The organism is Streptomyces sp. NPDC107454 (genome assembly GCF_055582885.1).
This window is the reverse complement of the sequence record NZ_JBVJPA010000019.1, coordinates 74,528-94,430: the sequence shown is the minus strand read 5'-3', so window position 1 is coordinate 94,430 and position 19,903 is coordinate 74,528. Positions and strand designations below refer to the sequence as shown.

Sequence of the window (19,903 nt, the reverse complement as noted above, 5' to 3'; positions counted from 1 at the left end):
GCCCGTGATCCGGTAGGGCTCTGCTGCGGCGTGCGCTCCCCCAAGTCCGACCCCGCCCGCTGTGTGGGCGCGTAGCCGAAGGGAGGACCGTGACCTTCGGATTCGCTCCGTCCTCGGCGGCATCCATGTCGACGTCTGCCGACCTGTCCGCCGCTTCCGCCAACCCACTGACCCGTATGCTCGAACCCGCCGAATGGGCCGCTGCGGGGATCCCGCTGCTGCGCAATCCCCGGGAGGTCGTCAGCGGATTGCACGCACGGCACCGGCCGAGACCCACGACCGCCATCGTGGCCGTCCTCGACGCGGACGAACGGCTACGGGCGAGCGCCTCGTTCACCCGGCGGTCGGCGCCGGCCGACGGCTGGATGTTCCGCAACTCCCTGCTGGCGCAGTTGCGCCGGGTGATCCCGCACGACCTGCGGCGCCGCACCCCGGTACGCACGGCGGTGCTGCTCTACTGCCGCGAGGGCGACGCACGGTGGACCGAGGAGGACGGGGCGTGGATGTGGGGGCTGCGGGACGCCTGCACCCTCCACGGGCTGCGCTGTGGGGCCTACATCACACTGACGCACGACGGCTGGCAGGTACTCGGCGAGGGCCGTGGCGGACGCCGTCCGAGCGCGGACTCCCCACCGGAGGCCTTCGCCCTGACCGAGGCACCGCCGCCGCTCCCGCGCACCGGGGGCGCCGCGTCGGAGGTGCTGCGCCGGGCGGCCGCCCGCTGAGTCGCCCGCGGCCGTGAGGCGTCGGCGCCCGCCCAGGTACCGACAGCCTTTGGGACCCCTGAGGGGCACTCCCTGTGGCCCGGGCGCGTCCGCCCGCACCGTGATGGCCCCACGGCGCGCGGGACCGGGCAAGGGCAGCGCCGTAGTGCTTGCGCCCGCTCCAGAGGCGTACGCGCCTCTCCGGAACATGCGGACGGCCACCAGGCCGTCCGGCGTCGGCATGCGCCGAGGAAACACCCCGTCGTCAAAGACGCGCACCGCCGCCACCATGCCCTCGGCCAGCAAGCACTCACTACGGGCCACGAACCACAGGCACAAGCCATCGGCACATCAACCACAGGCCCACGTACCGCAGGCACGCCAGAACGACCGCCGTACAGGTGGTGCCGTAGGGGCACCACCATCACGCCCGAGACATCGCCCAGAGCATCGCCCGAGCGAATCCCGGACGGTGTCCGGGATTCGTTCAGACCCCGGCGCCCAGTACCGAGTTGATCTGCTGCGGGTCGCCGCAGACGATCAACAGGGCGCCGGCCCGGCCGAGGGCCAGGGGCAGGGCGGTGGCGGCGGCAGCGTCGGGACCGCCGTTGACGGCGACCACGACCACGGGACGGGACGCGGCCCGGCCCGCGACGGAGGCGTCGGCGTAGAAGACGTCGTCGCCCGCGTCGTGCTGCGCCCAGTAGGCGGCTTCGCCGAAGGAGAGTTCGTGCGCGGCCCACGGATGCGGTTCGCCGGTGGTGATCACCAGCACCTCACCGGGGGCTCGGCCCGACTCCAACAGCAGGTCGACCGCTTCTTCGGCGGCGTCCAGCGCGCCCTCGACCGAGGCCGGGATCAGCTGGATCTGTGGGGTGGCGGCAGCGGGCGCGGCCGCCGGGGCGGTTGACCCCGGCGTGGCCACGACCGGCTCACGCGGGGTGCGTTGGGCCGGCATCGGCCGGACAGGTCCCGGACGTCCGGGACGCGGCGGAGCCGCGGGACGGGGACCGGGTACGGGACGGGGGGTCGGCGCGGTGCGGCCACTGGCCGGAGTCGCGCGGGGACCCTGGGCACTCTCGTGAATCTGAGGCTCCTCGGGAATGAGAGGCATGAGCTGATATTTATCAAACGCCGGTGCGACTCGCGTCGGCGGGTGGCACATGAGTGCGAGCGGAACCGTCAGAAATCGAAGCCGAGCTGACCTTCGATCTCCGGAGCGCTTCCGTCCGCCCAGCTGCGGACCTTCTTGAGGTGCCGCCACTGGGGCAGCGCATCAAGATACGCCCATGACAGCCGGTGGTACGGAGTGGGGCCCCGTTCCTCCAGTGCGGCCTTGTGCACCGGAGACGGATACCCGGCGTTGGCCGCAAAACCGAAGTCTGCATGGTCGACACCCAGTTCGGCCATCATTTTGTCGCGCTGAACCTTGGCGATCACCGAGGCCGCCGCGACGGCCACGCAGGACTGGTCACCCTTGATCACCGTGCGAACCCGCCACGGCGACCCGAGGTAGTCGTGCTTCCCATCGAGGATGACCGCGTCGGGGCGGACGGGCAAGGCCTCCAGGGCCCGCACCGCGGCCAGGCGCAGCGCGGCCGTCATCCCCAGGTCGTCGATCTCCTCAGGAGAGGCATGCCCCAGAGCGTACGACGTCACCCATTTCTCCAACTCCGCGGCCATCACGGTACGGCGCTTGGCGGTGAGGAGTTTGGAGTCGGTGAGGCCCTCGGGCGGACGGCGTAGTCCCGTGACGGCGGCGCAGACGGTGACCGGGCCGGCCCAGGCACCACGGCCCACCTCGTCGACACCGGCAATGATCTTCGCTCCGGTCGTGGCGCGGAGGGAGCGCTCGACGGTGTGAGTCGGTGGTTCGTACGGCATGGCGCCCTCAGCCTACGCCGCCCCTAGCCCCTCGCGACACCCAGGTTTCCCTGAGCGACCGCAGCCCCGCCACCAGCGCGAACCAGTCACCCGACGATCCACACATCAGACCCCCGACCACCCCCGAACCAGCCCCCCCACCATCCGCCCGGCCATCCGCCCGGCCATCCGCCCGGCCATCCGCGGACCAACGACCCGACGGTCCGCGAACCAGCGACCCGACGGTCCACGGATTCAGGCCCCGGTCGGCCGCGGCTCAGCCCCCGCCCGTCGCAGCAGCGGGACCATCAGCTGGTCGATCATCTCCTCCAGATCCCGTTCACTCCATTCGCTCGCGCACACTTTCGAGCGATACATCATCATCGCCGGAATGGCGTCGAAGACGTAGGAGTTCGCGGCGTCCGATCGCACCTCCTCCCGCTCGATTCCGCGGTGCACGATCTCTCGCAGCAGATGCTTGGTCGGCTCGATGACCCCTCCGACGATCAGACTCTGAAAGCGTTCCGCCTGCGCCACATCGCATTCGTGAAGCACTGAGCGCAGCGCGAATCCGGGCTGCGAGTACATCGCCTCACGCACCTGCCGGCACAGTTCCAGCAGGTCGTCCCGGACGCTTCCGAGGTCGGGGGCCTCCGTCAGGCTCGGCAGTCCGGCCTTCAGCGCGTCCGCGACGAGGTCCTCCTTGGACGGCCAGCGGCGGTAGACCGCGGCCTTGCCGGTCTGGGCCCGGGCGGCGACACCCTCCATCGTGAGGCCGTTCCAGCCGACCGTACTGAGCTGCTCGAGCGCGGCGTCGAGGATCGCACGTTCGAGCACGGCACCGCGTCGGCGCAGGGAGGCCGCCTGAGCGGGAGCGGCCGTCCAACGCGAAGTAACCATCTGAGTGTCTCCGTTGCGCATGGGGGAGCGGGGAGTTCGGGGAGAGCGAGCGGTCAAGTGACGACACGCGGCAGCGACTTCAGTGAACGCTTGCGTTCACTGTCGGGGACTCACTACCGTTGCCGCAACAGTGAACGCGAGCGTTCACTAACGCACTTGTGGGGGAACCATAGTGACAACCTCTCAAACCTCTCAGTTGATCCAGGACCCAAAGCCAGGAGCGGCCCGCCGGGAGGGGCACCCCGGCATCGCACTCGCCGTCATCGCGGCCTGCCAACTCATGGTGGTACTCGACTCGACGATTGTGAACATCGCCCTCCCGCACATTCAAGACGCGCTCAAATTCAGCACGACCGACCTCACCTGGGTGATCAGCGCGTACACCCTCACCTTCGGCGGCCTGCTCCTTCTCGGCGGCCGCGCGGGTGACATCCTCGGTCGGCGCCGGGTCTTCATGACCGGCATCATGCTGTTCACGCTCGCCTCGCTGCTCGGTGGACTCGCCCAGGAGCCCTGGCAGTTGCTGGCCGCGCGGGCCCTTCAGGGCGTGGGTGGCGCGATAGCGTCGCCCACCGCGCTGGCACTCATCACCACCACCTTCCCCGAGGGCCCGGAACGGAACCGGGCCTTCGCCGTCTTCGCTGCGGTCTCCGCAGGCGGCGGCGCCATCGGGCTCCTGGCGGGCGGCATGCTCACCGAGTGGCTCGACTGGCGCTGGGTGCTCTTCGTCAACGTGCCCATCGGTGTGCTGATCACCGTGCTCGCCCCGATGTACATCAACGAGTCCGAGCGCCATCCGGGGCGCTTCGACGTCGCGGGCGCGCTCACTTCGACGGCCGGTATGGCCTCTCTGGTGTACGGATTCATCCGCGCCGCGGAGGACGGCTGGCGCGACAGCCTCACCATCGGATCGTTCGCCACGGCGCTGGTCCTGTTGCTGGGCTTCGCGTTCATCGAGACCCGGGCGAAGGAACCGATCACTCCGCTGAAGATGTTCGGCGACCGTAACCGCTCCGGCACGTACGTGATCATGCTCAGTCTGGCCGCGGCGATGTTCGGGATGTTCTTCTTCATCGTCCTGTTCGTGCAGAACGTGCTGGGTTACAGCCCGATCCAGGCCGGTCTGGCGTTCCTGCCCGTGACGGCGGCGATCGGCATCGGAGCGGGGCTGTCGCAGCGGTTCCTGCCGGTCCTCGGGCCCAAGCCGTTCATGGTCGTCGGCTCCGCCCTCGTCGCGCTCGGGCTCGGCTGGCTGACCTTCATGAGCCCCGACAGCACGTATGTAGGCGGAGTGCTCGGCCCGATGCTGCTCTTCGCCTTCGGCATGGGCCTGAACTTCGTGACACTGACCCTGACAGCGGTCTCCGGCGTCGCCCAGCACGAGGCGGGCGCCGCGTCCGGACTCCTCAACGTCACCCAGCAGGTGGGCGGTTCACTCGGTCTTTCCATCCTGACCACGGTCTTCGGCTCGGCCAGCCGGGACGAGGCGGAGAAGCAGCTGCCGAAGTTCCTGGCGAACGGCTCGCCCGAGCAGAAGGCGGAGTTCGCCAAGACCCACCAGCTGCCCGCTCCGTGGGGCCACGACGTGCTCGCCCAGGGCATCTCGACCGCCTTCGTCCCGGCCGTCGCGATGGCGGTACTGGCCCTGGCCACCGCCGCGCTGGTGATCCGGGTCCGCAAGAGCGACCTGGAGGCCCTCTCGGGCACGGCGGGGCCCGCCGCGGGCTGAGGCGGGGCCCGCCGAAACTTGGCGGGGGCTGCGGAGGCCGGTCCCCGGTCCGGGATACGGACGGCGAGGACCACGGTCCGGCCATCCGCAGCGGATCGGCACCCCGGGGCCCGGCCTTGCAAGCGGCTGTACGGCACCGGGGGCGGCCTTCGAGGGCTTACGGCAGCGAGGGCGGCCCCTGCCGGAGATACAGCAGGGGGTCCGGGCCTCGTAGTCAGCGATACGGCAGCTTGTAGGGCCCCGCGAGCGGCACCACGGCGCCAGGGTGAGCGCTATGGGCCGCGGCGCGGCACCAGGGGCGAGCCGTGCCGCGCGCGGGCCGACACCAAGAAAGGACCATCAGGCCGCGGTACGGCGTCGTAGGCGCCCCAGCGGGCCACTGCCGTACGGTGCCGACGGCCAACCCCGTACGACGCGCTACCCCACGAGCCGCCGGACGCCCGGAGCCGTGCCCGTGCCGCGCGACGCCCACCCGGACCCTGCACGGGCACCGCGTTCCGTGTTCCGCGTTCCGTGTTCCGTGTTCCGCAGGGGACTCCCCGGCGTCACCGAACCGTCCCCGCGGCCTACGCCCCCGCCCGCACCCAATCCGGCAGGCTCTCCGTCCGCTCCACCCACTCCCCCGGCGGTGCCCCCGCCTTGCCCGCGGCGATCACACCGCCGACGATGGCGCAGGTCGTGTCCATGTCGCCGCCCACCTGAGCGGTCGACCAGAAGCCCTCTTCGTAGTCGCCCAGGGCCCGGGCCGCGGACCAGAGCGCGAACGGCACCGTGTCGTGCGCCGTCGTACGCCGCCCGCAGCCCAGTACGGCGGCGACCGTCGCGGTGTCCCCGTAGTCGAGCATGTCGCGAGCGCGCCGCAGACCGGCTCCCACGGCGCTGCGCGGGACGAGCGCGACGACGCCGTCGAGCAGTGCCTCGGCACTCGGCGGGCTCGCCGGATCGGCCGCCAGGGCGGCGGCAGCGGCGACGGCCATGGCGCCCACGACGGCCTCGCGGTGCTGGTGGGTGGTGTACGCCGAGATCTCCGCCTGGTGGACAGCCTGCTCCGGGTCGTCCGCGTACCAGGCCCCCAGGGGGGCGATCCGCATCGCGGCGCCGTTGCCCCACGAGCCCTGTCCCTTGAAGAGGGCGGACGCCAGCGCCCGCCAGTCGCCCCCCTCCCGGATCTGCCCGAGCAGCCGGTTGACCGCGGGACCGTAGCCCCGGTCGTCATCGTGGTGCTCGGCGAAGGAGCCGGCCAGCGCGTCCTGGTCGATGCGGCGGTGCTGGGCCAAAACGGCCACTACGGAGGAGGCCATTTCGGTGTCGTCCGTCCACCGCCAGAGGCCGGACGGCAGCTCGCGTCGCTTGAGCAGCGGGTAGTTCACGGGCACGAAGAACCGCGAGCCGAGCGCGTCCCCCACCGCGAGTCCGCGCAGGCTGGCCAGGGCGCGGTCCAGGCGTCCACCGGGAGAGGAATCAGAGGTCATCGCCCTGCCACTCTATCCCGGGGTCCCCGTACGACTCAGGTACACACCAGCGCTCGAACGGGCGGTCAAGCGTGTACCTCCCGTCGTCACCGAGGACGAGCATCCGCATCTCGGCGTTCCCCGGATTCGACAGCGATTCGAACTCCGCGACCGTCCAGTGGAACCAGCGCATGCAGAACAGCCGCATGGCAAGACCATGGGTCACCAGGAGCACGTTCGACGGGTGATCGGGGGCCTCGAAGCTCCGGTAGAGGCTCTCCAGGAAGCCGCCGACCCGGTCGTAGACGTCGGCGCCGGACTCGCCCTGCGCGAAGCGGTAGAAGAAATGCCCGTACGCGTCCCGATAGGCCTTCTGGAGGCGTACGTCGTCGCGGTCCTGCCAGTTGCCCCAGTCCTGCTCGCGCAGCCGCGGCTCCTCGCGCACCCGTATGAGCTCGGGGTCGAGGTGGAAGGCGCGGAGCGTCTCGTGCGTACGGCGGTACGGCGACACGTACACGCTTACGCGCTCTCGCCCGAAGACCTCCCGCAAGCGTTTCCCCGTCTCCTCCGCCTGCTGCCACCCCTTCTCGGTGAGCGCCAGAGCGTGGTCGGGCTCGCGTTCATAAACGGTGTCATCGGCGTTGCCCGCTGACTCACCGTGCCGGACAAGGACGATACGCCGTGGTCGAACCATGCCAAGACCCTAAAACGGCTGACGGCCGATCGAGCACTCGTACGGGCTCCATACGGCATAGGTCACACGTTCTTCGCGCAGATCACACTCGCGGACGGCACTCCGGTCAGACCGTCCAGGAGGGCTCCAGCGCCACTATGTCGCCGGTCAGGGCCGCGACATCGGCCTCTGTCTGGGCGCGCAGCGCGAGCCGTTCCACCCGCTCGGCCCGGTATTTACCGTGTTCGGCGGCCGACTGCCACATGGACAGGATCAGGAACTCATGGCCCGGCGCCTCACCGAACAGGCCCCGCACCATGCCGGGCGAGCCCGCCATCGCGGGGTTCCAGACCTTCTCCTGCATCAGCGCGAAGTGTTCGGCCCGTTCCTCGTGGATGCGGCAGTGGGCCACCCGCAGCAGGTCGGCGTCCGTGAAGCGCGGCTCGAAGCCGGTCTTCACATCGAACCGGTGATCGAAGAGTTTGGCCTGCGAGTCCTTGAAGGTCCCCGACTGGGCAGCCGCGAGCCGGTCGTGCGAACGGGCCATGAAGGAGTCGTAGAAGGCACGGCTCTCCCAGAAGGCGAAGATGTGCGCCACCCCGGGCCGCCCTCGGCTCCAGCCCCCGCCCTGCCCCCGGAATCCCGGCTCACCCAGCAGCCCCGCCCACTTTCGCTGCCCCCGCTCGAAACCGCGGCGGTCCACCACGGTGCAGCGAATCCACTTGACCAGCACCGCGCCATCGTAAGGCCACGGAGCGTGGCGTCGGTCACGCTCCGGCGGAGTGCACCCGCGCGAGCGCCCCCGCGCGCGTGGCACGATGGACAACCGGCCTTGACAACAGAGCAGTTGAGGGCTGAAGAAGATGGGGAACGGGGAGGGGGAGATCCAATGACCGGTCTCAACAAGGGCATCCGCAAGGTCGAGCTCGCGGTGAAGTGGGACCCGAGTCCCGTCGGCGAGCCCGCGACCGACCTCGACATCATCGCGGCGACGTACGTGGCCGCCGATCCGTACGGAATTCCCGCCTATGTGGTGCACTTCGACAGCCGCTCACCGGACGGCACCATCTACCTCAACCGGGACAGCAAGGACGGCAAGGGCTTCGGCTGGGACGAGGTCATGACGCTGGAACTCGACCGCCTCAACAGCGGCTACACGCGTGTGGTGGTGGGCGTACTCATCCAGCAGCGTTCCGGCCACAAGTCGTTCGTGGGCGTCCTCAACCCGGGCCTGCGCATGCGAGAGGGCTACACCGTGCTGGCGGAGGACAACTTCGGCGGCGTCCTGGGGGCCACGGCCGCGACCGTCGGCGAGTTCGTACGCGACGCCTCCGGAGAGTGGACCTTCCATCCGGGGATCCACGGCTACGACACCGACCCCGCCGAGTTCCCGCGCATCATGGGCACGCGCCACGACGCCTGAAACAGCCCTCTCCGTAGGAGACACCTGAAACAGCCTTCTCCGTAGCAGCGAGGAAACGCCGAAGGGCGGCACGACCGGTGGTCGTGCCGCCCTTCAGGACTTCAGGGCCTCGGGTCAGCTGCAACCGCTGGTCGAGCCGCAGCCCTCGCAGATGTAGCAGGAACCGGCCCGCTGCATCTTCGTACCGCAGGAGAAGCACAGGGGGGCGTCCGCCTGGATGCCCAGCTGCATCTCCACCAGTTCGGCACTGGTGTGGGCCTGCTTCGGGGCGGGCTTCGCCGCCTCGACCTCGGCCTTCGGGGTGGCCACGGCCTTCAGCTCCTGCGCGCGGGGCGCGGACTGGGCCAGACCCTCGACGTCCATGTCGACATCGTCGGACGGCTCGTAGGAGCCCGTCTCCAGGTGACGCTGACGCTCCTCGGCGGAGTGGATGCCGAGCGCGGAGCGCGTCTCGAAGGGCAGGAAGTCCAGCGCCAGGCGACGGAAGATGTAGTCGACGATCGACTGCGCCATCCGCACGTCCGGGTCGTCCGTCATACCGGCCGGCTCGAAGCGCATGTTCGTGAACTTCGAGACGTACGTCTCGAGGGGCACGCCGTACTGCAGACCCACGGAGACCGCGATCGAGAAGGCGTCCATCATGCCCGCGAGGGTGGAGCCCTGCTTCGACATCTTCAGGAAGACCTCGCCGAGACCGTCGTCCGGGTAGGAGTTGGCGGTCATGTAGCCCTCGGCGCCGCCCACCGTGAAGGAGGTGGTGATGCCGGGACGACCCTTGGGGAGGCGCTTGCGGACCGGGCGGTACTCGACGACCTTCTCGACCGCGGTGCGGATGGTGTCCTCGGCCTTCGCCGTGACCTCGGCCTTCTCCTTCTCCTTGGTCTTGGCGGAGAGGGGCTGGCCGACCTTGCAGTTGTCGCGGTAGATCGCGAGCGCCTTGACGCCCATCTTCCACGCCTCGAAGTAGACCTCTTCGACGTCCTCGACGGTCGCCGTCTCCGGCAGGTTGACCGTCTTGGAGAGCGCGCCGGAGATCCAGGGCTGGATCGCGGCCATCATGCGGACGTGGCCCATCGCGGAGATGGAGCGCTCGCCCATGGCGCAGTCGAAGACCTCGTAGTGCTCGTGCTTGAGGCTCGGGGCGTCGACGACATTGCCGTTCTCGGCGATGTGGGCGACGATCGCCTCGATCTGCTCCTCCTGGTAGCCCAGGCGGCGCAGGGCCTGCGGAACGGTGCCGTTGACGATCTGCATCGAGCCGCCGCCGACCAGCTTCTTGAACTTGACCAGCGCGAGGTCGGGCTCGAGGCCGGTGGTGTCGCAGGACATCGCGAGACCGATGGTGCCGGTCGGGGCGATGACCGAGGCCTGCGCGTTGCGGAATCCGTTCTTCTCACCGAGGTGCAGCACGTCCTGCCAGGCCTCCGTGGCGGCGGCCCAGATCGGCGTGTCCAGGTCGTCCATACGGACGGCCACGGCGTTGGCGTCGGAGTGCTGCTTCATGACGCGCTGGTGCGGCTGCGCGTTGCGGGCGTAGCCGTCGTACGGGCCGACGACCGCGGCGAGCTCGGCGGAACGCCGGTAGGAGGTGCCGGTCATCAGCGAGGTGATGGCACCGGCGAGGGCGCGACCGCCGTCGGAGTCGTACGCGTGACCGGTCGCCATCAGGAGGGCGCCCAGGTTGGCGTAGCCGATGCCCAGCTGACGGAAGGCGCGGGTGTTCTCGCCGATCTTCTGTGTCGGGAAGTCCGCGAAGCAGATCGAGATGTCCATCGCGGTGATGACCAGCTCGACGACCTTGGCGAAGCGCTCGACCTCGAAGGACTGGTGACCCTTGCCGTCGTCCTTGAGGAACTTCATCAGGTTCAGCGAGGCGAGGTTGCAGGACGTGTTGTCCAGGTGCATGTACTCGCTGCACGGGTTCGAGCCGTTGATACGACCGGACTCCGGGCACGTGTGCCAGTGGTTGATCGTGTCGTCGTACTGGATGCCCGGGTCGGCGCAGGCCCAGGCGGCCTCGGCCATCTTGCGGAAGAGCGTCTTGGCGTCGACCTCCTCGATGACCTCGCCGGTCATACGGGAGGTGAGACCGAACTTGCCGCCCTCCTCGACCGCCTTCATGAACGTGTCGTTCACACGGACCGAGTTGTTGGCGTTCTGGTACTGGACGGACGTGATGTCGTCGCCGCCCAGGTCCATGTCGAAGCCCGCGTCACGGAGGGCGCGGATCTTCTCCTCCTCCTTGACCTTGGTCTCGATGAAGTCCTCGATGTCGGGGTGGTCGACGTCGAGGATGACCATCTTGGCCGCGCGGCGCGTGGCGCCACCCGACTTGATCGTTCCTGCGGAGGCGTCGGCACCGCGCATGAAGGAGACGGGACCCGAGGCGTTGCCGCCCGAGGAGAGGAGCTCCTTGGAGGAGCGGATACGGGAGAGGTTCAGGCCGGCGCCGGAGCCGCCCTTGAAGATCATGCCCTCTTCCTTGTACCAGTCGAGGATCGACTCCATGGAGTCGTCGACGGACAGGATGAAGCAGGCCGAGACCTGCTGGGGCTGAGGCGTTCCGACGTTGAACCAGACCGGGCTGTTGAAGCTGAAGATCTGGTGCAGGAGGGCGTACGCCAGCTCGTGCTCGAAGATCTCGGCGTCGGCGGGCGAGGCGAAGTACTTGTAGTCCTCGCCGGCCTTCCGGTACGTCTTCACGATGCGGTCGATGAGCTGCCTGAGGCTCACCTCGCGCTGCGGGGTGCCCACGGCACCACGGAAGTACTTGCTGGTGACGATGTTGACCGCGTTCACCGACCAGAAGCCGGGGAACTCGACGCCACGCTGCTCGAAATTGATCGAGCCGTCGCGCCAGTTGGTCATGACGACGTCACGGCGCTCCCATTCCACCTCGTCGTACGGGTGCACGCCGGGGGTGGTGTGGATGCGCTCGATGCGCAGTCCCTTGCTGGCCTTGGTGCCCTTGGCGCGGGAACCTCGTGCCGGACCGCTCGCCGTCTCTGTCATGCCGCCTCCCTGTATCGGGCTAAAACGCCCTGAAGTGCCACGTTCTTCCCATGGCACGGTGTGTGTCTGGTGCTGCGGGCGCCGCTACGCGGCCGCCCGCAACAGGTCTTTGGTCGCCACCGCTGGGGGCCGATCGGAGTCGGCCCTTCCGTCAGTCGGCGGCGTTGGCGGGCACGGGGACCTGGACGGTCCCTCCGGACCCGCGGTCGCTTTCCGGGCGCTCCGCGTCCGCGGCTGCCACGTCCGCAGCCGCCTCGCCCGCGTCTTCCTCGTCCGCGGCGGGGCGCTGCTTCGTCTCTGTCCTGAGTTCCACGATGGCGGCCTCGAAGTCCTCGAGCGAGTCGAACGCCCGGTACACGGACGCGAAGCGCAGATAGGCGACGAGGTCGAGTTCCTGCAACGGGCCGAGTATGGCCAGACCCACGTCGTGGGTGGTCAGCTCGGCGCTCCCGGTGGCCCGCACCGCCTCCTCGACCCGCTGGCCGAGCTGGGCGAGCGCGTCCTCGGTGACCGGCCGCCCCTGGCACGCCTTGCGCACACCATTGATGACCTTGGTACGACTGAAGGGTTCGGTGACGCCGGACCGCTTGACCACCATCAGCGAGCACGTCTCCACCGTCGTGAAACGACGGGAGCAGTCGGGGCACTGGCGGCGCCTGCGGATCGACGTGCCGTCATCGGTCGTACGGCTGTCGACGACACGACTGTCGGGGTGCCTGCAGAAGGGGCAGTGCATGGCTCCAACCCTCCTTCACAGCACGACTCATAGACCTCGCGGGACCTCTCGGGCCCCTCGAAGCAGCCCCAAGCATAGGCGATGGCGGGAGGCTCTTAGACCCGGGGGACCACAACTTCTGGGCTGCTACAGCAATCCAACCACTAGATGTGGGGATCGACCCGTAAATTCACCCAGGACACGCGTGTCGCGCACGTAATGGCATGTGCCGCACGGCCATACCGATCCCGGACACACGGAGATACCGTGGTCAGCGCGCGGAAGGGGGCCGGTACCCGACTTACGGGGTGCCGGATGGCAGACTGGGCCGCGGCCCACATCTGTCGGCACGGTCATCGCCCCGGCGGTGAAGAGTACAGCAATGAGCCCTTTTGTCCGCCGGATGCATCGTTGGCTATACACCCAGACACATGATCACGACAGGCAATCCGCGATTTTTCACTCGAACGTGTGTTTGGCGCAACCTTTCGAAAGCAACTACCGTTGTCCAGCAGGGAGACCATCGAGAGGGGCCGACGTGACCACCACCGCAGACAGTGCCACCATCACTGCCCAGGACCGCTCCCAGGGCCGACTCGAGCCGGTGCATGCGATGAATGAAGCCACGAATCATGAGGGGCCCAAGCGCTCCCTGCCAGGGCGACCTCCAGGCATCCGCGCCGACAGCTCGGGACTCACCGACAGGCAGCGCCGGGTGATCGAGGTCATCCGGGACTCCGTGCAGCGGCGCGGCTATCCGCCGTCGATGCGGGAGATCGGACAGGCGGTCGGCCTCTCCAGCACCTCGTCGGTCGCCCACCAGCTGATGGCACTGGAGCGCAAGGGCTTCCTGCGCCGCGATCCGCACCGGCCGCGGGCGTACGAGGTCCGGGGCTCCGACCAGTCCTCGGCGCAGCCCACGGACACTGCGGGCAAGCCGGCCGCGTCGTATGTGCCGCTCGTCGGCCGTATCGCCGCCGGTGGCCCGATCCTGGCCGAGGAGTCGGTGGAGGACGTCTTCCCCCTCCCCCGGCAGCTGGTCGGTGACGGCGAGCTGTTCGTCCTGAAGGTCGTCGGTGACTCGATGATCGAGGCCGCCATCTGCGACGGGGACTGGGTGACGGTCCGGCGCCAGCCGGTCGCGGAGAACGGCGACATCGTGGCCGCGATGCTGGACGGCGAGGCCACGGTGAAGCGGTTCAAGCGCGAGGACGGCCATGTGTGGCTCCTCCCGCACAACGCCGCGTACCAGCCGATTCCCGGCGACGAGGCGACCATTCTGGGCAAGGTGGTGGCGGTGCTGCGGCGCGTGTGACGGCACATGCCGGGCGGGACACCCCGCCCCCGCCCTTGACCGGGCCCCGGGACCACCTGCGCCGGTTCCGGGGCCCTGTGCGTTGCCCTCCGGGGGTTGGGCGGGGGGTCTCGTCGCGGCGTCCAGGGATGGGCCGCCCCGACGAGACCCCCGAGGGGCTTTTGCTCACGGGGCGGGAGGATCATCCGCACGCTCCGAGGGAAATGCGCAGGCACGGAGCGATATGTGCGGGCTCCGGGCGACACGTGCGGCACCGGGCGATATGCCGGGCGCCGGACGGCGTGCGCGTTGCCGCGCGATATGCGTAGGCCCCGGGCGACACGTGCGGGCGTCGGGCGACGTGCCGCGCACCGGTCGACCTTCGCGTTACCGCGCGACATGCGTATGCGCGGGACGGCGTGCGGGCGTCGGGCGACGTGCCGCGCACCGGTCGACCTTCGCGTTACCGCGCGACATGCGTAGGCGCGGGACGGCGTGCGGGCGTCGGGCGACGTGCCGCGCACCGGTCGACCTTCGCGTTACCGCGCGACATGCGTAGGCGCGGGACGGCGTGCGCGACACCGAGCGATATGCGCAGGCGCCCAGCGACAAGCACTGGCGCCAGCCGACATGCTCGAGCCCCGAGCGACATGCGCGGCGCCGAGCGACATGCTTGAGCGCGGAGCGATATGCGCGGCTCGGCGGCATGTGCGGGGAACGCACACGGCACACGCGGGGGTCGCACGGCAGACGCGGGGGTCGCGTGGCATACGCGGGGTCGCACGGCAGGCGCGGGGGTCGCGTGGCATACGCGGGGTCGCACGGCAGGCGCGTGTGATGGCGCCGCGTGATCGGGTTCGCGCGGCATGTGCAGGTATCGCGCGGCATACGCGGGTGTCGCGCCGCGTGATCGGGTGTCGGGAGGGTCTGGGGTGGGACCGGGGCGGAGGTCCCGAGACTGAGGGTACGAGCTGGGCCTGGGGGTGCCCGTAGGGCCGGTGGTTCGCGGGGGGCGGGTGTGGCCGTGTGGGTGGTGTTGTTCGGCCGGCGGGGCATCCGAGGCGAAGCAACTCCGCCCGAAGGGGCACCCGGGCAGGCCCGCCTCGGGCCAAGTGCGCGGGGTTCCTCGGCCTGCGGCCAGGAAGGCCTACGCCTCCTCCGTCTCCCCCGCCGCCACCGTCTCCTCCGCCTTCCGGGCCGCCGCGTCGATCGCGGTGAGCGACCTGCGTACCTGGTTACCGTCCGTGGTGTACCAGAAGTCGGGGAGGGACGCCTTGAGGTAACTGCCGTAGCGCGCCGTCGCGAGGCGCTGGTCCAGTACCGCCACCACACCCCGGTCGCCCGTGGCCCGTACGAGGCGGCCGGCGCCCTGGGCCATCAGCAGCGCAGCGTGGGTCGCGGCGACGGCCATGAAGCCGTTGCCGCCGTTCTCCTCGACGGCCTTCTGGCGGGCGCTCATCAGCGGGTCGTCCGGGCGCGGGAAGGGGATCTTGTCCATGACGACGAGCTGGCAGCTGGCCCCGGGGACGTCGACGCCCTGCCAGAGCGAGAGCGTGCCGAAGAGGGAGGTCTTGGGGTCGGCCGCGAAGTTCTTGATCAGCTCGCCGAGCGTCTCTTCGCCCTGCAACAGGATGGGATATTCGGGGATGCGCGAGCGCAGCTCCTCCGCCGCGAGCTGGGCGGCCCGCATCGAGGAGAACAACCCCAGCGTGCGACCCCCCGCGGCCTGGATCAGCTCGGTGAGCTCGTCCAGCATGTCCCCACGGTCGCCGTCGCGCGCGGGGCGGGACAGGTGCTTGGCCACGTACAGAATGCCCTGCTTGGGGTAGTCGAAGGGCGAGCCGACGTCGACGCCCTTCCACTGCGGGAGGTCATCGCCCTCCGTGCCCTCCGGGGCGAGTCCCAGCGACGCCCCCACTCCGTTGAAGTCACCGCCGAGCTTCAGGGTGGCCGAGGTCAGGACGACGGAACGGTCCGCGAAGAGCTTCTCCCTGAGGAGGCCGGAGACGGACATGGGAGCGACGCGGAGCGAGGCTCCGAAACGGTCATGACGCTCGTACCAGACGACGTCCCATTCGGAGCCGTTGGTGATCCGCTCCGCCACGTCGTGCACCGACTCCACCGAGGCGAGAGCCTGCTTGCGGACGGAGTCCTCGTCCTGGACGGACTTGTCGCGGGTGGAGCCGATCGCCGAGATCACCGTACGAGCGGCGTCGCGCAGTGCCATCAGCGCGTATCCGAGATCCTCCGGGATCTCCTCCAGGCGGCCCGGAAGCGCGAGCTCCATCAGCCGCTCGAAGCCCTCGGCGGCGGTCTGGAGCTGATCGGCCGCCTTCTCGTTGACGAGCTTCGCGGCGCGCCGCACCGCGCGGTTGACCTGGCCGGGCGTGAGCTCGCCGGTCGCGACACCGGTGACCCGGGAGACCAGCTCATGGGCCTCGTCGACGATCAGCACCTCGTGCTGCGGGAGGACCGGCGCGCCCTCGATGGCGTCGATCGCGAGCAGCGCGTGATTGGTGACGACGACCTCGGCGAGCTTGGCGCGCTCGCGGGCCATCTCGGCGAAGCACTCCGCTCCATAGGCGCATTTGGTGGCGCCCAGGCACTCACGGGATGAAACGGACACCTGAGCCCAGGCGCGGTCGGAGACGCCGGGCGTGAGGTCGTCGCGGTCGCCGGTCTCGGTCTCGTCCGACCAGTCCCGCAGTCGCAGCAGGTCCTGGCCCAGCCTGCTGGTGGGCGCGGCCGCCTCGAACTGGTCGAAGAGGCCGTCCTCCTCGTCCTGCGGCACGCCCTCGTGCAGCCGGTGCAGACACAGGTAGTTCGACCGGCCCTTGAGCATCGCGAACTCCGGGCGGCGGCGCAGCAGCGGGTGCAGCGCGTCGACAGTCCGCGGGAGATCGCGCTCCACGAGCTGCCGCTGGAGCGCCAGGGTGGCGGTCGCCACGACCACCCGCTCCCCGTGGGCGAGCGCGGGCACGAGGTAGCCGAGCGACTTTCCGGTGCCGGTGCCCGCCTGGATCAGCAGGTGGGAGCTGTCGTCGATGGCACCCGCGACGGCTTCGGCCATGGTCACCTGGCCAGGGCGCTCCGTGCCGCCGACAGCAGTGACGGCAGCATGCAGGAGTTCGGGGAGTGAGGGCTCTGTCATAGCGTTGCCAGCCTACGGGGCGCCACTGACAATCGGGCGATCAAGGCCGGTGGAGGGGGTTCGGGACCGTGCCGTGCACCGCGGCGTGCGGGCGCTCGGGACGGTCGCGGTAGCCGTCCAGGTGCAGTCGGTTGCGGTTGAGGCACAGGCGCTCGATACGCGGAGTGAGCAGATCGAACATCTCGTAGCGCTCCTTGAGCTCGGGAAAGCGCGTCTGGTGGCGTACGATCTCCGCCCGGACGAGCGCCCAGAACTCGGCCTCCGGAACGCCCAGTTGTTCCTCGCAGAGCGGTGCGAGATAGCGGAAGACCCCCACGAAGAGCCCGGAGTGGATGAACTGGGTCAGGAACGCCGGCGGCTCGGTCAGCAGTACGTTCCGCACGTCGTCCGGCATGGTCGCGTGCTCGGGCAGGGGGTCCGCGCTCACGTTGACGTCGTCCACGAAGTCCTTCACCGCGAGGCGGACGGGGACGTCGTGGGCGTCGAAGACGACGATCGCGTTCTCTCCGTGGGGGCTGAACACCGTGCCGTACCGATAGAGGAAGTGCAGCAGCGGCGGCAGGAGCGCGGCGAAGAGGCGGCGCAGCCAGACGTTGGGGGCGAGGCCCGAGCGGGCGACGAGCTCCGCGGTGAAGGCGCGGCCGTCCGGGTCGGTGTGCAGGAGCGCGGCCAGGGTGCGCGCGCGTTCACCGGGCGCCAGATGGCGGGAGACCGGCTCGCGCCAGATGGCGCCGAGCAACTCCTTGTACTGATAGGGCACTTCGGGGAGGGCGTCGTACACGGGGTGGTTCACCGTCACCGAGGCGACCTCGCCGAGCAGGATCACCCCGCAGGTGTCCCGCAAAAAGGGGTCGGCGTCTCTCAGGGCATGCATCCATGCGGTGACGGCGGGCGCCGCGAGCGTGCGTTCCGTCGGCAGGCCGCGCCAGACCAGGGTGTTGAGCACGGACAGCGGCAGCTTCACCGTGTGCCGGTCCGGGCGCGAGACATTGAGGAACGTACGGATCGACTGCTGCGGGAGCCGCAGGTCGCCGTCGGAGGGCAGCGGCACGATCGTTCCCGCGGCTACGGAGGGCGCGAAAAGGGGCAGCACGACGTCGTCCCACTGCCAGGGGTGCACGGGCAGATAGAGGTACGACTCCGGAGTGAGCCCACGCGCGCGCAGTACCCCCTCGAAGGACTCCCGCGTGGCGGGGGCGAGTTCGCGCGCGTAGAGCTGTTCGGCCGAGTGAAGGCTCGGGACGCCTCGGTAGGTGGCGAGCGTGGTGTGCACCGCGATCCAGGGGATCGGCGTCGCTCTGCGGGCCTCCGGCGCCCAGTCGGCGGCGTCCGTCGCGGAGAAGCCGAGGCGGCCCTTGTTCAGCACGATCCAGGGGTGGCCGGTCTGGTGGCCCTCCAGTTCGGCGTAGCCGAGGTCGGCCAGTTCGGACGCCGTACGGGCGTCGCGGTGGAGGCGGGCGTCCGCGGCGAGTGTCGTGCTCAGTTCACGGACCACGTGGCCGAGCGTCGCGCCGTCGATCTCCAGCGTGCCGCGAGCCCGGGTGAGGAAGCCGAGCGGGTCGGTGAAGGGGCACGGCTCCGCCCCCTCCTCGGTGAGGGTGAGCGAGGCGGGGTCGACGCGCCAGCTGTCGTACGAGGCGCGGCGGGCGCGGAACGAGAGGCTGCCGCCGGCGTCGAGGCGCAGGGCGTAGGGGCGGAGGGTGTCGGTGTGCCCGCTGTTCTCGCGCCCGCTGTTCTCGTGCCCGCTGTTCTCGTGCGGGGTGTCCTGGTACGGGGTGTCGTGGCGGGCGGAGGCGGGGTGTGGTGAGGGTCGCGAGGAGGCCGCTCCGGCGGAGGTCTCGAGGCCGGTCGCCGGATGGTGTTCACCGCGGAGGGGCGCCACTTTTCCCTCCGCGCCCCGCCGAGCCTCCGAACCCGGCTCCGGACCCGAACCTGGGTCCGGCCCCGGATCCAGATCGGACTCCGGTTCCGGTCTGACGATCTCCTCGTGGGCGAACTCACCGATCATTTTCGCGAGCAGTCGGCGGCCGACCTGGTCCCATCGGTCTTTGCGCAGCTCGGGCGGATCGTACAAGGCGGGCAGCTCTCCGGATGCCGGGGTGGCGGATGGATGCGGCACGGGGACTCCTTGACAGGGAACCGGATCGGAACGAGCGGTGCGGTGCGGGCAGGGCGCTACAACAGATCGCGCAGGCTCCGGTCCCGGACCATGAGGGCTGCCCGTTTGCCGGGCAGGTCGACCTCGGCGGAGAACCGGAAGCCCGCGCTCAGGAAGGCAGAGACGGAAGGGGTGTTACGGAGGTCGGGTTCCGCGACGACGCGGGCGCAGGCCGGGCGCTTGTCCAGTACGAGGTCGGCGACGGCGCGGAGCAGGGCGGAGCCGATGCCTCGTCCGCGGTTGGCGACACCGCCGATGAGCAGGTGCAGGCCGGTGTCGTGCGGGCGGGCGGGATAGTGGCGGGCCAGGAGGTCGAGGTCCGCGCGGTAGATCTCCCAGTAGCTCATCGGGGTGCCGTCCAGCACGCCGAGGCAGGGCACACTGCGGCCGTCGCCGTCGAGCTGGCGGCACAGATGTTCTTCTGCGACCGACTCGGGTCCTGACAGCTCCCAGAACTCCGCGACGGCGGGGTCGTTCATCCAGCGGGAGACGAGCGGGAGATCACGTTCCACACGGACGGGGACCAGGTGGAAGGCGCCTACGGGAGTGGGGATCGGGCCCCAGCCACCGATGCGGTCGAGCAGGTCGTCTCCCCCGGCCGACTCGACCTCGGAGCCGAGGAGCGCGAGGAGCTCGTCGGGCAGGCGCAGGTCGAGGGTGTCCTCGTTGCCCGTGCCCGGTCCGGGGCCCGGGTCGGCGCCGAGGTCGGTGACGGGGGCGGTACCGGCGTCGGTGCTCGCATCGGTGGGAGGCACGGCGACGCTCCTCTCAGAAGACGGGGTGGGACATGTTCCTCAGGGCTGGCAGGGGGTTGGCGAGGATGACTTCGT

Annotated in this window: 15 protein-coding genes; 4 read left to right on the top strand and 11 right to left on the bottom strand. The window is 69.9% G+C overall.

The features are described 5' to 3' along the window. The first annotated feature begins 89 nt into the window (after positions 1-89). Positions 90-725 (top strand): hypothetical protein, encoded by a 636-nt coding sequence (locus ACZ69M_RS39915; RefSeq protein WP_403699853.1) that lies wholly within the window; start codon positions 90-92, stop codon positions 723-725. A 466-nt stretch (positions 726-1,191) separates the two neighbouring features. Here ACZ69M_RS39915 and ACZ69M_RS39910 read toward each other — a convergent pair whose 3' ends face one another. The 3 genes from ACZ69M_RS39910 to ACZ69M_RS39900 form a co-directional block, all read right to left on the bottom strand. Continuing rightward, entirely contained in the window at positions 1,192-1,818 is a 627-nt protein-coding gene (locus tag ACZ69M_RS39910) for a hypothetical protein (RefSeq protein WP_470057815.1), read from the bottom strand. A 68-nt stretch (positions 1,819-1,886) separates the two neighbouring features. After that, positions 1,887-2,588: a ribonuclease HII gene (locus tag ACZ69M_RS39905; protein ID WP_470057813.1), complete on the bottom strand. Its 702-nt coding sequence runs from the start codon at positions 2,586-2,588 to the stop codon at positions 1,887-1,889. A gap of 234 nt (positions 2,589-2,822) precedes the next feature. Continuing rightward, the gene (locus ACZ69M_RS39900; RefSeq protein WP_470057812.1) at positions 2,823-3,467 is read right to left on the bottom strand and encodes a TetR/AcrR family transcriptional regulator; all 645 of its coding nucleotides are present in this window, start codon (positions 3,465-3,467) and stop codon (positions 2,823-2,825) included. Positions 3,468-3,663: 196 nt separating this feature from the next. Here ACZ69M_RS39900 and ACZ69M_RS39895 point away from each other — a divergent pair, with 196 nt between their 5' ends. Further along, positions 3,664-5,196, top strand: coding sequence for an MFS transporter (locus tag ACZ69M_RS39895; RefSeq protein WP_181652770.1), 1,533 nt, complete (start codon positions 3,664-3,666; stop codon positions 5,194-5,196). A gap of 566 nt (positions 5,197-5,762) precedes the next feature. On the opposite strand, the gene ACZ69M_RS39890 is transcribed toward ACZ69M_RS39895, so the two are convergent. The 3 genes from ACZ69M_RS39890 to ACZ69M_RS39880 all read right to left on the bottom strand — a co-directional run bounded on the left by ACZ69M_RS39890 (position 5,763) and on the right by ACZ69M_RS39880 (position 8,053). Further along, positions 5,763-6,668: an ADP-ribosylglycohydrolase family protein gene (locus ACZ69M_RS39890; RefSeq protein ID WP_470057809.1), complete on the bottom strand. Its 906-nt coding sequence runs from the start codon at positions 6,666-6,668 to the stop codon at positions 5,763-5,765. After that, positions 6,658-7,341, bottom strand: coding sequence for a histidine phosphatase family protein (locus tag ACZ69M_RS39885; RefSeq protein ID WP_099943680.1), 684 nt, complete (start codon positions 7,339-7,341; stop codon positions 6,658-6,660). Before ACZ69M_RS39885 ends, ACZ69M_RS39890 begins: the two co-directional genes overlap by 11 nt. A 106-nt stretch (positions 7,342-7,447) precedes the next feature. Next, the gene (locus tag ACZ69M_RS39880) at positions 7,448-8,053 is read right to left on the bottom strand and encodes a YdbC family protein (protein WP_099920297.1); all 606 of its coding nucleotides are present in this window, start codon (positions 8,051-8,053) and stop codon (positions 7,448-7,450) included. 156 nt (positions 8,054-8,209) lie between these two features. Between ACZ69M_RS39880 and ACZ69M_RS39875 the strand changes: the two genes are divergently transcribed. Continuing rightward, on the top strand, positions 8,210-8,743 hold the full coding sequence (locus ACZ69M_RS39875; protein WP_099920298.1) for a TerD family protein: 534 nt from the start codon (positions 8,210-8,212) through the stop codon (positions 8,741-8,743). A gap of 114 nt (positions 8,744-8,857) precedes the next feature. Here the strand turns inward: ACZ69M_RS39875 and ACZ69M_RS39870 are convergent, their stop codons facing one another. Both ACZ69M_RS39870 and nrdR read right to left on the bottom strand, forming a co-directional pair. Continuing rightward, positions 8,858-11,755 carry a vitamin B12-dependent ribonucleotide reductase gene (locus ACZ69M_RS39870; protein ID WP_470057807.1) on the bottom strand — a complete coding sequence of 966 codons (2,898 nt, stop codon included), beginning with the start codon at positions 11,753-11,755 and terminating at the stop codon, positions 8,858-8,860. Between the two features lie 151 nt (positions 11,756-11,906). Then, a complete protein-coding gene (gene nrdR, locus ACZ69M_RS39865; protein WP_470057805.1) occupies positions 11,907-12,491 on the bottom strand; it encodes a transcriptional regulator NrdR in 585 nt (194 codons plus the stop codon). A 517-nt stretch (positions 12,492-13,008) separates the two neighbouring features. Here nrdR and lexA point away from each other — a divergent pair. Next, positions 13,009-13,785 carry a transcriptional repressor LexA gene (lexA, locus tag ACZ69M_RS39860; RefSeq protein ID WP_054229877.1) on the top strand — a complete coding sequence of 259 codons (777 nt, stop codon included), beginning with the start codon at positions 13,009-13,011 and terminating at the stop codon, positions 13,783-13,785. 1,126 nt (positions 13,786-14,911) lie between these two features. Here lexA and ACZ69M_RS39855 read toward each other — a convergent pair. The 3 genes from ACZ69M_RS39855 to ACZ69M_RS39845 are packed head-to-tail and all read right to left on the bottom strand — an operon-like array spanning position 14,912 to position 19,828. Continuing rightward, positions 14,912-16,915: an ATP-dependent DNA helicase gene (locus ACZ69M_RS39855; protein ID WP_470057803.1), complete on the bottom strand. Its 2,004-nt coding sequence runs from the start codon at positions 16,913-16,915 to the stop codon at positions 14,912-14,914. A gap of 40 nt (positions 16,916-16,955) precedes the next feature. Beyond that, the gene (locus ACZ69M_RS39850; RefSeq protein WP_470057801.1) at positions 16,956-19,034 is read right to left on the bottom strand and encodes an IucA/IucC family protein; all 2,079 of its coding nucleotides are present in this window, start codon (positions 19,032-19,034) and stop codon (positions 16,956-16,958) included. 56 nt (positions 19,035-19,090) lie between these two features. After that, positions 19,091-19,828 carry a GNAT family N-acetyltransferase gene (locus ACZ69M_RS39845; RefSeq protein ID WP_470057800.1) on the bottom strand — a complete coding sequence of 246 codons (738 nt, stop codon included), beginning with the start codon at positions 19,826-19,828 and terminating at the stop codon, positions 19,091-19,093. Positions 19,829-19,903 lie beyond the last annotated feature (75 nt).